This is a genomic window from Tepidibacter hydrothermalis, from assembly GCF_029542625.1.
Lineage (GTDB): Bacteria > Bacillota > Clostridia > Peptostreptococcales > Peptostreptococcaceae > Tepidibacter_A > Tepidibacter_A hydrothermalis.
This window is the reverse complement of record NZ_CP120733.1, coordinates 1829801-1845643: the sequence shown is the minus strand read 5'-3', so window position 1 is coordinate 1845643 and position 15843 is coordinate 1829801. Positions and strand designations below refer to the sequence as shown.

At 29.7% G+C, this 15843-nt stretch carries 13 protein-coding genes; 11 read left to right on the top strand and 2 right to left on the bottom strand.

What is annotated here, in order from left to right; all coding sequences use genetic code 11:
• Positions 1-67 precede the first annotated feature (67 nt).
• Entirely contained in the window at positions 68-223 is a 156-nt protein-coding gene (locus P4S50_RS08375) for a hypothetical protein (RefSeq protein ID WP_277734360.1), read from the top strand.
• A 128-nt stretch (positions 224-351) separates the two neighbouring features.
• Here P4S50_RS08375 and P4S50_RS08370 read toward each other — a convergent pair whose 3' ends face one another.
• The gene (locus P4S50_RS08370) at positions 352-1161 is read right to left on the bottom strand and encodes an undecaprenyl-diphosphate phosphatase (protein WP_277734359.1); all 810 of its coding nucleotides are present in this window, start codon (positions 1159-1161) and stop codon (positions 352-354) included.
• Between the two features lie 195 nt (positions 1162-1356).
• Between P4S50_RS08370 and P4S50_RS08365 the strand changes: the two genes are divergently transcribed.
• The 4 genes from P4S50_RS08365 (at position 1357) to purB (ending at position 6270) form a co-directional block, all read left to right on the top strand.
• Complete coding sequence (locus P4S50_RS08365) at positions 1357-2250, top strand: tyrosine-type recombinase/integrase (protein ID WP_277734358.1); 894 nt, start codon at positions 1357-1359, stop codon at positions 2248-2250.
• Between the two features lie 138 nt (positions 2251-2388).
• Complete coding sequence (locus tag P4S50_RS08360; RefSeq protein WP_277734355.1) at positions 2389-3321, top strand: dipeptidase; 933 nt, start codon at positions 2389-2391, stop codon at positions 3319-3321.
• A gap of 58 nt (positions 3322-3379) precedes the next feature.
• Entirely contained in the window at positions 3380-4570 is a 1191-nt protein-coding gene (locus P4S50_RS08355) for a pyridoxal phosphate-dependent aminotransferase (protein WP_277734354.1), read from the top strand.
• Positions 4571-4833: 263 nt separating this feature from the next.
• Positions 4834-6270, top strand: a complete 1437-nt coding sequence (gene purB, locus P4S50_RS08350; protein ID WP_277734353.1) for an adenylosuccinate lyase — start codon at positions 4834-4836, stop codon at positions 6268-6270.
• Positions 6271-6309: 39 nt separating this feature from the next.
• Here the strand turns inward: purB and P4S50_RS08345 are convergent, their stop codons facing one another.
• Complete coding sequence (locus P4S50_RS08345) at positions 6310-7734, bottom strand: spore germination protein (protein WP_277734351.1); 1425 nt, start codon at positions 7732-7734, stop codon at positions 6310-6312.
• Between the two features lie 362 nt (positions 7735-8096).
• Here P4S50_RS08345 and P4S50_RS08340 point away from each other — a divergent pair, with 362 nt between their 5' ends.
• The 6 genes from P4S50_RS08340 to trsS all read left to right on the top strand — a co-directional run bounded on the left by P4S50_RS08340 (position 8097) and on the right by trsS (position 15842).
• The gene (locus tag P4S50_RS08340) at positions 8097-10817 is read left to right on the top strand and encodes a molybdopterin-dependent aldehyde oxidoreductase (RefSeq protein ID WP_277734349.1); all 2721 of its coding nucleotides are present in this window, start codon (positions 8097-8099) and stop codon (positions 10815-10817) included.
• Between the two features lie 81 nt (positions 10818-10898).
• Complete coding sequence (locus P4S50_RS08335; protein WP_277734348.1) at positions 10899-13157, top strand: pyridine nucleotide-disulfide oxidoreductase/dicluster-binding protein; 2259 nt, start codon at positions 10899-10901, stop codon at positions 13155-13157.
• A gap of 2 nt (positions 13158-13159) precedes the next feature.
• Positions 13160-13369 carry a DVU_1557 family redox protein gene (locus P4S50_RS08330; protein ID WP_277734347.1) on the top strand — a complete coding sequence of 70 codons (210 nt, stop codon included), beginning with the start codon at positions 13160-13162 and terminating at the stop codon, positions 13367-13369.
• Positions 13366-14079: a DVU_1556 family methyltransferase gene (gene trsM / locus P4S50_RS08325; protein ID WP_277734346.1), complete on the top strand. Its 714-nt coding sequence runs from the start codon at positions 13366-13368 to the stop codon at positions 14077-14079. Before P4S50_RS08330 ends, trsM begins: the two co-directional genes overlap by 4 nt.
• Before the next feature lie 3 nt (positions 14080-14082).
• Positions 14083-14523: a DVU_1555 family C-GCAxxG-C-C protein gene (locus P4S50_RS08320; protein ID WP_277734343.1), complete on the top strand. Its 441-nt coding sequence runs from the start codon at positions 14083-14085 to the stop codon at positions 14521-14523.
• A gap of 2 nt (positions 14524-14525) precedes the next feature.
• Positions 14526-15842, top strand: a complete 1317-nt coding sequence (gene trsS, locus P4S50_RS08315; RefSeq protein ID WP_277734342.1) for a radical SAM (seleno)protein TrsS — start codon at positions 14526-14528, stop codon at positions 15840-15842.
• The last annotated feature ends 1 nt before the right edge of the window (position 15843 follow it).

Below are 15843 nucleotides of genomic sequence, written 5' to 3'. Positions count from 1 at the left end.
AAACCATCATAATAGTATATAATACCTATATATAGGACAAACTACCTATTTCGAAAGGGGATATATTATGAAAATTTATATGCAGTCATATAAAGACAAATTAGATTTTATTGAAAAATCTATATCTTCAACCGGAAATGAAACCGAAAAAAAACTACTAGAAAAACTTTTAATTGGATATCAACATACGTATAAATATATGTTAAATAAAATAAGAATGTAGGAATTCCTACATTCTTATTTTATAATGAATAGAAAATTATAATCCTTTGAATTGTAGATAAATATAATTTACGTTATGAATTTCAAAAAAGTCTACATTAACAATCTGTAGAGTAAAGACTTTTTTATTTAAACATAGTAATAAAAAAATATTAGTGCAGCAAGAACTATTCTATAGTATCCAAATATTTTAAAATCTTTTCTTTTTATATAATTCATAAGAAAAGATATAACACATGTAGCTACTATAAATGAGCCTATAACACCTACTAATAGTACTATCCACTGATGAGAGGTTATTGTAACGCCACCTTTAATCATCTTAAGCACAGAATAAGCTGTTGCACCTGCCATTGTAGGTATTGCTAAGAAAAAAGAAAATTCTGCAGCGATTTGTCTTGACGTTCCTAAAATCATAGCTCCTATAATTGTAGCAGCTGATCTTGAGGTTCCCGGAATCATTGCTAAACATTGAATCATTCCTATTGAAAACGCCGTTTTATAAGTTAGATTATCAAAATTATTTATTTTAACTTTCTTAGGGTTGCTTTCTAAAACTAGTATTAAAATCCCCCCAATAAAAAGCATTATAGCTACCACTATAGAATTATTTAAATAATTCTCTATTATATCTGCAAATAAAAATCCTAATACAGCAGCCGGAATAAATGCAACTATTACTTTGGACCATAAATTAATAGTTTGTTGTCTTTGTAGTTGTGTTTTAGATTTATCAAAAGGATTGAGTTTTTTGAAATACAACATTACAACAGATAAAATAGCACCGAACTGAATAATAACATTAAAGTAAAATCCAAAATTCCCTTCAAAGTTTATCCATTGATTAACAAGAATCAAATGCCCTGTGCTGCTAATAGGCAAAAATTCTGTAATTCCTTCAACAATAGAAAGAATTATAGATTTTAAAATATCGCTCATAAAAAAGCCTCCTTCAAATTATGTACTTTAATACATTCTATAAAATTAACATATAAAGTATATCAGTAAAATTAAATTTTTTCAAAGCATTTTAAATATCAAATTAGAATAATTTTAATTTGATATTTTCTATATTATAATATTTGAAGTATAATTAATATATTCTAACTATAATCTTAAAAGGAGGTAGTATTTATGGAGGGTTTATCAGAATACGAATATGCACTATTCAAGGAATTTTCTAGAAAGCTTAAACCTCTAAGTAGATCTGATTATTTAAACAAATTAATTTTATTTAAATCAACTTTAAATGATAAGGATTTGCTAAGTATAAACACTAATGAAAGTAAGCAATTCATAGAACATGTAAATAATATTTATGCTAAATCAACTTGCGAAAAAATATATAGTTATTTACATAGTTTCTATAATTTTTTAGTAAAAGAAAATCATATACAAAATAACCCTTTTGCTAATATAAATAAACCTTATGTATCTAGAATTAAAAATAAAAATGATGTATTAAGTCTGGATGAATTAAACAAATTAATATCTATATTTCCTAACTTAAATAAAAGAGACAGAGCTATAATTTCTTTCTTAATTAGTACAGGATGTTTATTAAATGAGTTAATAAGTTTAAAATGGAAAGATTTAATGGTTGATAATAAAAATAATTATTCGTGTAAAATAGGAACTCAAAAAAAAGAACGTATAGTGGAACTACCTCCATCCTGCTGGAATTTGATTATGGACTATAAAGAATCTAAAGATATTAATAGTATGAATGATTTGGTTTTTACAAGTAGAAATAGTAATACTATTACTGATAGAAATATACGCCTTATAGTAAAAAATGCTTTATCACTAGCTGGTCTTAGTAACTATTCAGCAAAAGATTTTAGACACTCTTTTGCCACATTTTCTCTCAAATCTGGAATAAAAGATGAAAGTCTGAAACAAAAACTAGGATGGAGTGATAAAAACTATGCAATGAGATATAAATATGTGATTAATTTTGTAGATAGTGATGATATTGACTATATTATAGATGATGATCAATCAAATATATACAAATCAAAAAAATAATTGATTTTAATCTATTTTTTACAATAAGTACGAAATTAAGTTTTTTATAAATATAATTCAAATCACGAATTTCAAAAAAACTACATTTTAAATTTTTCACAGAAAAACTTTTTTAATTATTAGAAAGAGGTGAAGTAAATGAAATATAAAATAATAGATAGCCATTGTGATAGTATAACAAGAATAGAAGACAACAATTTATCTTTCGATGATAATAATATTACCCATATAAATCTGAATAAATTGTTAAAATCTAATGTTAAAATTCAATTTATGGCTGTGTATATAGATTATAACATTCCTTTTCCAGAATGTTATTTTAAAGCGTTAAAGTATATAAATAAATTATATGAATATGAAAAAAACAGTAGTAATATACGAATAATAAAAGACAAAAGTGATTTGAATTACGTTATGAATAATGAAAATGTAGTAGGAATTATTATTTCAATAGAAGGTGCTCATATAATAGACGACAATATAGAAATAATAAAATCATTAAATATATTAGGAGTAAAATCATTAACTCTAACATGGAACTACAAAAATAAAGTGGCTTGTGGTACGATGGAAAATATAGATTTTGGATTAACTGATTTTGGTAAAGATGTTATAGCTACTATGAATAATCTAAATATGATAATAGATGTTTCTCACTCTTCTTATAAAACGTTCTATGATGTACTGCAGTTGACCAAACAACCTATAATAGCTTCTCATTCTTTAAGTAATTACATAAATGAACATAAAAGAAATTTAACAGATGCTCAAATAAAAGAAATTTCTAAACTTGATGGAATAATAGGTATTAATTTTTATGAAGAATTTGTTGGAAAAAATAAAGATATAAATTCATTAGTAGATCATATAGACCGAATAGTACACATAGGCGGAAGTAACTGTGTAGGATTTGGATCGGATTTTGATGGATGTAAAGTTATAGATCCTTTGAAAGACTGTACTTATTTATACTTGATAATAGATGAACTATTAAAGAGAAATTATAATAATGATTTAATAGAAAAAATATATTATAAGAATTATTTAAATTTACTATCTAAATTTTACTAAATTTTGATATAATAAAATTGAATTTAAATAGAGTTATATATTAGATAGGAGCGATATTATGGAACTTTCAATTAAGCATAGTAATATTTCATCATCATTAACTTTAGCTATAAGTGCTAAAGCTAAAAAGATGCAAGAAGATGGTATTGAGGTGATAAGTTTTAGTGTAGGAGAACCCGACTTCAATACTCCTGAAAACATAAGAAACAAAGCTATCGATGTAATTAATAACAATAATATAGGGTATACAGCAGCTTCTGGTATGCCAGCTCTTAAAGAGGCTATATGTAATAAGTTAAAAGTAGACAATAACCTTTGCTATAATCCTAAAGAGATAATTGTATCTAATGGTGCAAAACATTCTTTGTATAATATATTCCAAGCTATTTGCAATCCCGAAGATGAGGTTATTATATCTAGTCCATACTGGGTAAGCTATCCTGAATTAGTTAAAATGGCTGGAGCTAAACCTATATTGATTGAATGTGATGAAGCGAATGATTTTAAATACAATATTGATGATTTAAAGAAAAATATAAATAATAAAACTAAGGCTATATTATTAAATAGTCCATCTAATCCTACAGGATCTGTATATACACTAGAAGAGTTAAAAGCAATATCAAAGTTAGCTGTAGAAAATAATATAATAGTAATTTCTGATGAAATTTACGAAAAACTTATATATGATAATCAAAAGCATATAAGTATAGCTTCATTAAATGAAAATATAAAAGAATTAACTATAGTTGTAAATGGATTATCAAAATGCTGTGCTATGACTGGATGGAGAATAGGATATACAGCTTCTAATGAAAAAATAGCTACTATAATGTCTAATATTCAAAGTCATGCTACATCAAACCCTAATACTATAGCTCAATATGCTGCAATTGAAGCTTTAGAAGGCAATCAATCTGCAATTGAATATATGAGAAATGAGTTTGATGAAAGAAGAAAAAAAATGGTTGAACTTATAAATGATATACCATGTATTTCATGTAATATGCCTAAAGGTGCGTTTTATGTAATGGTTAATATATCAAAAGTTATAGGTAAAAAACTAGGAAACTGTGATATGAAAAGTTCTATGGATTTTGCAAACTATTTATTAGAAAATTCTCATGTAGCTGTTGTCCCTGGAATTGCTTTTGGAAATGACAATTATATTAGATTATCATATGCAACGTCTCAGGAAAATATAGTAGAAGGTTTAGATAGAATAAAAAAAGCTTTGTCTAATATATAAACAATTTAGATATAGACTTTTTTGAAATCCATAACGTAAAGTATAGTTATTCATAATTCAAAAATATTATAATTTACTATTCGTTATAAAAAATCATAATATTTTTTAGCAGTTAGAAGTAAAATAAGCTTAATACTATTTAAATAGTGTTGAGCTTATTTTGTTTTTCCTTACATTTAAGGCGAAAACATTTGTTAAAGTTCGCATTATATTGTATAATACTATTATGATATGAAAAAAATAAATATTTCAAGGAGGATATCATGCCAAAACACGATTGTTATCAAAATCCTTTAATACAAAGATATGCAAGTAAAGAAATGAGTTATATATTTTCTCCACAAAAAAAGTTTAAAACTTGGAGAGAATTATGGGTTGCTCTTGCTGAATGTGAAATGAAATTAGGTGTTAATATAACTAATGAACAGATAGAAGAACTTAAAGCAAATATAGATAATATAAATTTTGAGGATGCAAAAAGATTTGAAAAAGAAACAAGACATGATGTTATGTCTCACGTTAAAGCTTACGGACTTTTATGTCCAAGTGCTAAAGGTATTATACACTTAGGCGCTACAAGTGCATATGTAGGAGATAATACAGATATTATCATTATGAAAGATGCAATGGAATTAACATTAGTTAAACTTGTAAATTTAATTAATAATTTGAAAAAGTTTGCTTCTACATATAAAAATATACCTACGCTTGGATTTACACACTTCCAAGCTGCTCAATTGACTACTGTTGGGAAAAGAGCTTGTCTTTGGATACAAGATTTATTAATAGATTTTGAAGATTTAAATAACAGATTACAAAACTTGAAATTAAGAGGAGTGAAGGGTACTACAGGAACTCAGGCAAGTTTTTTAAGTTTATTTGAAGGAGACCATGATAAAGTAAAAAAATTAGACGAACTTGTTACATCTACTATGGGATTTGATAAATCATACGCAGTAACTGGACAAACTTATACTAGAAAGTTAGATCATCAAATTTTATCAATTTTATCATCTATAGCTCAGAGTATGCATAAAATGACTAATGATATAAGATTACTTCAAAGTTTAAAAGAAATAGAGGAACCTTTTGCTAAAAATCAAATAGGATCTTCTGCCATGGCATATAAAAGAAACCCTATGAGAAGTGAAAGAATATCTTCATTATGTAAATATGTAATATCAGAATCATTAAATCCTGCATTAGTTCATTCTACACAATGGCTAGAAAGAACTTTAGATGATTCTGCAAATAGAAGATTAAGCATTGCACAATCATTCCTTGCTATAGATTCAATATTAGAAATTGGTATTAATGTTACTGATGGATTGGTTGTATATGAAAATATGATAAAAAAACATATAAATGAAGAACTTCCTTTTATGGCTACAGAAACTATATTAATGGAAGCAGTTAAAAGAGGTGGAGATAGACAACATCTTCATGAAAAAATAAGAATTTATTCAATGGAATCTGCTAAAAATGTAAAAGAGTTAGGTAAGCATAATGATTTGATGGATAAAATAATAAATGATCCTGAGTTTAGAATGACTGAAGATGAAATTTTATCTATAATGGATCCTATCAACTTCATAGGTAGAGCATCTGAACAAGTGGCTGAATTTATAGAAATTGAGGTTGAACCTATAATTAATATATTTAGAGATAAACTTGGATTAAACATAGACTTAGAAGTATAAAATAGAACTTAATTATAATAAAAAAACAGTAAAAAAGAGTTATTCTTTTTTACTGTTTTTTATTTCTACGATAGGTTTCCTAAATAATATGTTTAAAAGAGCATCCCTTTTAAATGGAATTAAAGGCCATAAATATGATTGATTTGCAAAACTTTTAGTTGTGCAAATTATAGTACATACTACAGCTAAAGATATAAAAAATCCTATATTTTTAAATGCACCAGTCATAATGAGTATAAATAGCCTAAAAATTCTTATTGCCATAGCAAACTCTATACTTGGCGTTGCAAATGTTCCAATAGCAGCTATAGCCATATAAAGTATAGTCTCTGGAGTAAACCAACCTACCTTTACTGCAAACTCACTCAGAATTAATCCTCCTATAATACCCAACGATGTAGATAATGAATTCGGAGTGTGTATTGATGCAAGCCTTAGTGTATCAAGTCCTATTTCTAACAAAATAAATTGTAAAAATAAAGGAATATGTCCAACTTTAGATGGTCCTATAAATTTCAACGCCTCTGGCAATAATTTTGGATTATAAACCAAATATAACCATAATGGACTTATTACCATGGAAGAAATCATACATATAAATCTAACCCATCTTAAATAAGTACCTACCATTGGATTTTGATAATAATCTTCCGCGTGTTGAGTAAAATGAAAAATTGTTACCGGAAGCAACATAACACTTGGAGAGTTGTCCACTATTATAGCTATATGTCCTTCTAATAAATGAGCAGCAACAACATCTGGTCTTTCTGTAAAGCGTACCTGAGGCAGTGGATTAAACCATTTTTTCTTAATAAGTAATTCCTCAAGTGTTTTCTCACCCATAATCAGAGAATTAGTTTTAATTTCATCTAGTTGTTTTTTTAATTGTTCTAAAAAATCGTGATCAACAGCACTGTCTATATAAGATATAGCAACATCAGTTTTAGATTGAGAACCTACAGTTGTAAGCTCAAAGATTAAATTTGGATCTCTAAGTCTTCTTCTAATTAAAGCTGTATTAAAAATTATAGTTTCAACTAGTCCATCTCTAGATCCTCTTGTAACCTTCTCAAGATCAGGTTCTTGTGGACCTCTAACAGGATATTCTCTTACATCTAAAAGTATTCCTTTTGATTGACCATCTATAAATAAAGCTGTATTTCCCGAAAGTACTGCTGGTTTCATATCTTCAAAATCAGAAAAAGTTGAAACTTCTATATACGGAATGCCATTTTTTAAAAGAGTTTTTATTACATCTATATTAACGTTATCTATGTCTATAGACTGAAGCTTGTTCATAATAAATAGCATTATTTGATCCTTAGTAAATCCATCTATAAATACAAAATTAGCTTTAGTATTTCCTATTGTCCATTCTCTATTAACAATATCAAAACTTTTATCTATAGGAAGAGTTTTTTTTAATATCTTAATATTTTCATTTAAACTAGACGATATTTTCATTTTCAAACCTCCTAGCCATTTAATTTATCTAAATTAAGGTTAACTTTATATAGTTATTATCTTCTAATATAGTTCAAATATTCTCTTATATGATATGTAAGTAAATACATCTATAGTATTTTACATATATATTTAAATGTACATTATTCTTTTGTGTAGATTTTAGAGTATTAAGAAATTTAACATATTTTATAATAATAAAGAATAATGATATTTTATAAAGAAATACAATAGAAATCTATTTAATCTTGTTTTACATAGAATAATGGAAGTAAAAAATAAGGGCATGGATTGTAGTTTTAACAAATATTAATGGATATAAAGGGAAGCCTTTGTATATAGATTGAGAAGGGGGAGTATAAGTGTTAAAGAAAACATTAAAAATCAATGGGGTTTCAAAAACAATAATTACAAATTCCGATACAACTTTAGCTGACGTACTTAGAAAACAATTATTACTAACAGGTACAAAGGTAGGTTGTGGTAAGGGAGAATGTGGAGCTTGTAATGTTATTATGGATGGCAAGGTTGTAAAATCATGTATTGTTAGAATGAAGAGAGTTCCAAATGAAGCAGAAATTGTTACTATAGAAGGAATCGGTTCTTCTGAAAATCTTCATCCTCTTCAACTTGGATGGATGGTCCATGGAGGAGCACAGTGTGGATTTTGTACACCTGGATTTATAGTTTCTGCAAAGGTGTTATTGGACGAGAATGTTAATCCTACAAGAGAAGAAGTTAGAGATTGGTTCCAAAAAACTAGAAATATTTGTAGATGTACAGGATATAAGCCATTGGTTGATGCTGTAATGACTGCAGCAAAGCTTATGAGAGGTGAAATTACGAAGGAAGATATATGGTACAAACTACCAGAAGGAGCTAGTATCTTAGGTACTGATTTTGTAAGACCTTCAGCTTGTGCAAAGGTTACAGGAACATGGGAATTTGGAGCAGACCTTGGAGTTACTCTTCCTAAGGATACACTTCATATTAAACTTGTTCAGGCTACAGTTTCACATGCAAATATAATTTCAATTGATACAAGTGAAGCTGAAGAGATGCCTGGTGTATACAAGGTACTTACATATAAAGATGTCAAAGGTACAAATAGAATAAATGGATTAGCATTCCCATCTAATGTTGGAGATGGACTTGATAGACCTATACTTTGTGATGAAAAAGTATTCCAATTTGGAGATGCTATAGCAATGGTACTAGCAGACAATCCAGCACATGCAGAGGCTGCTTGTGAAAAGGTAAAAGTTGAACTTGAAGAACTTCCAGCATATATGAGTGCTCCAGCAGCCATGGCAGAGGATGCTATAGAAATTCATCCTGGAACACCTAATATATACTTTACAACTAAGATGGCTAAAGGTGAAGATACTAAAGCTGTATTTGAAGAATGTGAATATGTAGTTGAAGATGACTTCTATGTTGGAAGACAACCTCATCTTCCTATAGAGCCTGATGTAGGATTTGCATTCTTTGGTGAAGATGGAAAGCTAAACATACATTCAAAGAGTGTAGCACTTCATTTCCATGCACTTATGATTGCAGATGGTATTGGACTTCCTGTTGAGGATGTTGCTATTGTTCAAAATCCTACTGGTGGAACTTTTGGATATAAATTCAGTCCTACAATTGAAGCTCTTCTTGGGGTTGCTGTAATGGCAACTAATAAGCCGGTGTATCTTGAATTTAGTATGTATCAACAAATTACTTATACAGGAAAGAGATCTCCTTTCTTCATTCATGTTAAGATGGGAGCTGATAAGGATGGAAAAATAAAGGCACTTGAAACTGACTGGAGTGTAGATCATGGTCCTTATTCAGAATTTGGAGACCTTCTTACTATGAGAGGATCACAGTTTATAGGAGCGGGTTATGATATAGATAATATTAGAGGAGAAGGAAGAACGGTTTGTACTAATCATGCATGGGGTTCGGCTTTTAGAGGATATGGTTCTCCACAATCTTTATTCTCATCCGAAGTATTAATAGATGAACTTGCGGAGAAGATGGGTGTTGATCCACTAGAACTTAGATATAAGAACGTTTATAGAGAGGGAAGCACAACTCCATCTGGTTGTAAGCCGGATATTATATGTTTTCCTGAAATGATAGAAAAAATGACACCTATTTACAATGAAGCAAAAGAAAGAGTAAAAAATAAGAACTTAAAAGGAGGAGATAAAAAATATGGTGCAGGAGTTTCACTTCTTATTTATGGTTCTGGACTTGATGGAGCAGATAGTTCGGAAGCTTGGGTAGAACTTACTCCGAGTGGAGTTAAGGTTGCAAACTCGTGGGAAGATCATGGTCAAGGGGCAGATATGGGAACACTTGCTATTGCCCATGAAACTCTAAAGCCTCTTGGAATAAAACCAGAAGATATAAAACTCATTATGAACGATATGAATATTACCCCTAATAGTGGACCGGCAGGTGGAAGTCGTTCTAATGTTCTTACTGGAAATGCTACAAAGGTTGCATGTGAGAATCTTCTAAAAGCTATGAAAAAAGAAGATGGAACATATAGAACATATGAAGAAATGGTTGCAGAAAATATAGATTTAAAACATGATGGAAAATGGACTGCAGCTTGTACAGCTTGTGATACTGACACAGGACAAGGAAATCCTTTCCCATGTTATATGTATGGCCTTCTTTTGTCTGAAGTTGAAGTAGATATAGAAACAGGAAAAGTCAATGTTGAAAAACTTACAATCATTTCAGATGTAGGAACAATAATTAATAAGCTTGTTGTAGATGGACAAATTTATGGAGGGCTTGCACAAGGTATAGGTCTTGCTTTGAGTGAAGATTTTGAGGACTTAAAAAGACATACAACTCTTACAAAGTGTGGAATTCCTAATATAAAAGATGTAACAGATGATATAGAACTTATATATATGGAAACAGAAAGACCATATGGTCCTTATGGAGCATCAGGAGCAGGTGAAATGCCACTTTCAGCACCTCATGCTGCAATTATAAATGCAATATACGATGCATGTGGAGTTAGAATAACTAAACTTCCAGCTCTTCCTGAGAAGATAAAGGCAGGACTTAATAAGTAATACATTACTTAAAAAGAACCTAAAATTAAACATTTTATTTTAGGTTCTTTTTTCAAAATATTTTAAAGGGGATATGAGTTAATGGATTTAAAAAAACTACTTGAAACAGAACAACTTTGTATAAATGACAACTTACCTCCATGTACAGCTACATGTCCTATACATGTAGACATAAAAGGATTTATGGAACAAATACGAATAGGAAATTTTGAAAAGTCATATGAAATTCTTCAAAAGAGAATGCCTATGCCCAAAGTGATAGGTAGGGTTTGTGATCATCCTTGTCAGAATGCTTGTGTTAGAAAGAATAAAGGTGGAAGCATATTAATAAATGATCTTGAAAGAGCTGTAATAGAGTATGGTTCATCTGCAAATATAAGGAGTATTCCAGTACCTGATAATTATAAGAAGGTAGCTATAGTAGGAGGAGGAATTAGTGGTTTAACTTGTGCAATAGATCTTAGAAAAAAAGGTTATACATTGACTATATTTGAAAAAGAAAGTGATCTAGGTGGAAGGTTAAGGGAAAAGGTTGGAGATTCGTTACCTAGTAATATATTAAAAGAAGAAATCACATCTATAAAAAAGTCGGGAGTAAATGTGAAAGTTGGAACATACATATCTAAATTGGATATATATAAGCTAAAATCCCAATATGAAGCCGTATTCATAGGAACAGGTAAATGGGAAGAAGAACTAGATATAGATAAAGTAACTTTTCAAACTGAAATAGAGGGTGTATTTGTTGGTGGAAGAATTGTAACTGGTAATGATTCTATAATTTTTTCTGTTTCAACCGGAAGAAGAGCTGCTATATCTATAGATAGATATATTAATCGAAAATCGCTTACAGCACTTAGAGAAAAAGAAAGTTCATATGAAACGGAGTTAAAAGTGGATATTGAGGATATTGTAAGTGAATCACAAGTACAAGTAACTACAAAGAAAGATGCTATTTTAGAATCAAAAAGATGTCTTCTGTGTGAGTGTCATAAATGTTATAAATCATGTTCTCATCTTCAATATGAAAAGATGGACCCAAAGGCGTATATAAGAAAGATTAATCATAATGAAAGAATTATTTTAGGAGATCGTTATGCCAACAAGTCAATAAATTCTTGCATGCTATGCGGATTATGCAAAACCGAATGTCCTACTAATATTGATATGGGTGAGATTATAAGAAAAACAAGAAAAAGTATGGTGAAAAGAGGTAAGATGCCTCCATCTGCTCATGATTTTGCTCTAAAGGATATGGAGTTTAATAATAGTGAGTATTTCACTTTATTAAAGCACCAGCCAAAGACTAATAGAAGTAAATTTTTATTCTTCCCAGGTTGCCAGCTTTGTGGATCATATCCAGAATATGTAGAAAAATCATACGAGTATCTTACTGAAAATCTTAATGGTGGTGTTGGTCTTTATCTTGGTTGTTGTGGAGCACCTGGAGAATGGGCTGGAAGGGATGATCTGTTTGAGCAATCAATGAAAAAACTATATGATTCATGGGAACTGATGGGAAGACCAGTAATGATTGTTGCATGCTCTACGTGTTATTACATATTGAAAAGATATCTTCCAAATATAGAGTTAATAACATTATGGGAAATATTTAATAACAATGAATTAGGTTCTAGTTCATTAAATAAGAAAAGAAAAAATCTAGTAGTACATGATTCATGTACAGCTAGGGATTATCCTAATATTCATGATAGTGTAAGGGAAATATTATCAAAACTCGGATATGGAATTATAGAACCCAAATATACAAAGAAAAACACACAATGCTGTGGCTATGGAGGACTTTCATATTTTGCTAACAAAGAATTTAGTAACTATGCAACAGACAAAAGGATTAAGGAACACGAGGAAGACTATCTTGCATATTGCGCAATGTGTAGAGATCTTTTCGTATCAAGAGGAAAGAAAACACTTCATATTCTAGATCTTATATTTGGTGAAAATATAGATAAATTATCAAATAAAAAAGGTCCAACACTTTCTCGAAGACGTGATAACAGATTAAAACTTAAGATGTCCATACTTAAAATATGGGGAGAAAAGATGGATTTAAAAGAATCATATGATGATATAAATCTGATAATAGATGAAAAAGTTAAGAATATTATGGAGGAGAGACTTATATTAGAAGGTGATATTAAAAAAGTAATCGGAATGGCAGAAGAGAAAGGAAATATGTTTTTTAATCCAAAAAATAAACACTACCTTGCTTCAAGAAGAATTGTAAATGTAACATACTGGGTAGAGTATGAAAATGGTAATAATTTTTATAACGTAGTCAAGGTATATACCCATAGAATGGATGTACAGGGGGAGTAAGAATGGATACTAGTAATAAAAATTATAATGAAGAATGGATTTGTAATAAGTGCTCTTGTCCTGTTAAAGAAGGTCCTGTTAAGGCGATTTATCTTTCAGGTGATTTTGAGGTAGAACTACTAAAATGTCCTATATGTAAGAATGTATTGGTACCTGAGGATTTAGCAATTGGTAAAATGCTTGAGGTTGAAAAAGGATTAGAGGATAAATGAAAAACAACAATGTTTATGAAAATGATGGAGTAAGATGTGTTACAGGAGATACCTTGAGACCAGGAGGATTTGTATTAACCAAGAGAGCTGTTTTACTTTGTAATATTTTAAAAGATCAACGAATTTTAGATGTTGGATGTGGTATGGGATCTACGGTGGATTTTCTTACAAAAGAATTTGGAATAGAAGCCTTTGGTATAGATCCATCTGAGAAATTGATTCATTTAGGAAAACAACAAAACAATCTACCTTTAATAAGTGGAAGAGGAGAACTTTTGCCATATGAAAATGAATCCTTTGATGCTGTTTTTGCTGAATGCACTCTATCCCTTATGGACAATTATCAAAAAACAATAAAAGAAATATATAGGATTTTAAAACCAGAAGGGTTTATCATTATTTCTGATGTATTTGCAAAAAATCCACAATATATTGATGAATTAAAAAATATTAATGTTAAAAGCTGTTTAAGAGGACTCTTTGATATAGGCGCTCTTTTAGCAGAAATTGAAGATCAAGGATTTCAAGTAGTTGATTTAGAGGATTGGACATCTCTTTTAAAGCAGTTGATGGTAGATATAATATTCAAATATGGATCAATGGCTAAATTCTGGAATGTTACTACTTGTGGAAGTTGTGGTGATTTTAAGACGAAGTTGTCTTTATGTAAACCGGGATACTTTCTCTTGATTGCAAAAAAGGAGGGGTAAGAAATGGAAGACACATTTAATATGTTTAAATTAGCTTCTCAAGGTTTTTGTTGTAGTCAGATACTTATTATTATGGATCTAGAAAAAAAGGGAATTGAGAATAAGGATCTTGTAAAATCAATGATGGGGCTTTGTGGAGGTATCGGTGGTAGCGGAAAGACCTGTGGACTGATTTCAGGAGGAGCTTGCATTTTTGGACTTTATTCAGGAAAGGGCAGTTTTGATGAAACAAAAGATGACAGTTTAAACAATATGATTATGGAATATATACAGTGGTTTGAGGCAGAGTATGGAAGTTCTAACTGTAATGATCTTATAGAAATGGATTCTATTAAGGATGTAGAGTATAATAATGGCTATCCTGTGAAATGTGGAAATTTGATGACTCAATCTTATAAAAAAATCAAAGATATACTTAAAAAATATGGATATACAGGAGAATAAAAATGGGAGAACTTATAGGGTCTACTAAAAGTGTATGTCCTGTTTGTCTTAAGACAATAAAGGCATACAAGATTAAAAAAGATAAATATATATATCTTCATAAAAAATGTAAGGAACATGGGAAGTTTCAAACCATTATTTGGAGGGGATCACCTGATTATAAGAATTGGAAAAGGCCTAAGACACCTGCACACCCTAAACATCCTTTTACTGAAATATCAAAGGGATGTCCACATGATTGTGGTCTTTGTAGTGATCATAGACAGCACACATGTACTGCGCTTATTGAAATTACACAAAAATGTAATTTGAGTTGCAAATTTTGCTTTGCTGATGCAGGGAAGAATAGTGAACCTGATATAGAAACTATAAAATATTATTACCAAAGAATTATGAAAGCATCAGGAAACTGCAATATACAGTTATCTGGAGGAGAACCTACTTTAAGGGAAGATCTTGATGAAATAATAAAATTAGGACATGATATGGGATTTAGCTTTATTCAGCTCAATACTAATGGGTTAAAGCTTAAGGACTTAGACTATGTAAAAAAACTTAAGCATGCAGGTCTTAATTCTGTATTTCTTCAGTTTGATGGGATGAATGATACAATATACTCTAATCTAAGAGGAAAAGAACTTTTAAAGGATAAGCTTGTTGCAATTGAAAATCTTAGAAAGATGAATATAGGAATTATACTTGTATGTACTGTAGTTCCAAGGGTGAATGATTATAACATTTATGAGATTGTTAAATTTGGTATAGAGAATATCCCAGCTGTAAGAGGTGTTCATTTTCAACCTGTAAGTTATTTTGGAAGAATTCCCGATATACCAAAGGATAATGATAGGATTACATTGCCAGAGATTATGGATAAAATATGTAAGCAAAGTAAAGGAATAATAAAAACGAAGGATTTTAGCCCTCCGGGATGTGAAAATGCCTTTTGTTCTTTTCATGCTAATTATATTGAAGTAGATGGAAATCTAATCTCTGTAAGTAGCAATAAGTGTGGATGTAAAGAAGAGAAGGGTGAGGACGGATCAATGAAGGCTAAGGCTTTTGTTAAGAGAAATTGGTCTATAGAAAAAAGTAAATCAGAGGATGGCAAATATAAATCTTTTGATAATTTGGCTAAAAAGATCAGAAATAACTTTTTCTCAATATCAGCAATGGCTTTTCAGGATGTATGGAATCTTGATATTCAAAGGCTTATGGATTGTTGTATACATGTTGTATCAAATGAGGGTAATCTTATTCCATTTTGTGCATACAATCTAACGAGTAAGGATGGTAAGAATCTTTATAGGGAGGATTAAA

Bases quoted from the DNA above. Each gene is read 5' to 3' on its own strand.
- P4S50_RS08375 (WP_277734360.1), top strand. From the start codon at position 68: ATGAAAATTTATATGCAGTCATATAAAGACAAATTAGATTTTATTGAA.
- P4S50_RS08370 (WP_277734359.1), bottom strand. From the start codon at position 1,161: ATGAGCGATATTTTAAAATCTATAATTCTTTCTATTGTTGAAGGAATT.
- P4S50_RS08365 (WP_277734358.1), top strand. From the start codon at position 1,357: ATGGAGGGTTTATCAGAATACGAATATGCACTATTCAAGGAATTTTCT.
- P4S50_RS08360 (WP_277734355.1), top strand. From the start codon at position 2,389: ATGAAATATAAAATAATAGATAGCCATTGTGATAGTATAACAAGAATA.
- P4S50_RS08355 (WP_277734354.1), top strand. From the start codon at position 3,380: ATGGAACTTTCAATTAAGCATAGTAATATTTCATCATCATTAACTTTA.
- purB (WP_277734353.1), top strand. From the start codon at position 4,834: ATGCCAAAACACGATTGTTATCAAAATCCTTTAATACAAAGATATGCA.
- P4S50_RS08345 (WP_277734351.1), bottom strand. From the start codon at position 7,734: ATGAAAATATCGTCTAGTTTAAATGAAAATATTAAGATATTAAAAAAA.
- P4S50_RS08335 (WP_277734348.1), top strand. From the start codon at position 10,899: ATGGATTTAAAAAAACTACTTGAAACAGAACAACTTTGTATAAATGAC.
- P4S50_RS08330 (WP_277734347.1), top strand. From the start codon at position 13,160: ATGGATACTAGTAATAAAAATTATAATGAAGAATGGATTTGTAATAAG.
- trsM (WP_277734346.1), top strand. From the start codon at position 13,366: ATGAAAAACAACAATGTTTATGAAAATGATGGAGTAAGATGTGTTACA.
- P4S50_RS08320 (WP_277734343.1), top strand. From the start codon at position 14,083: ATGGAAGACACATTTAATATGTTTAAATTAGCTTCTCAAGGTTTTTGT.
- trsS (WP_277734342.1), top strand. From the start codon at position 14,526: ATGGGAGAACTTATAGGGTCTACTAAAAGTGTATGTCCTGTTTGTCTT.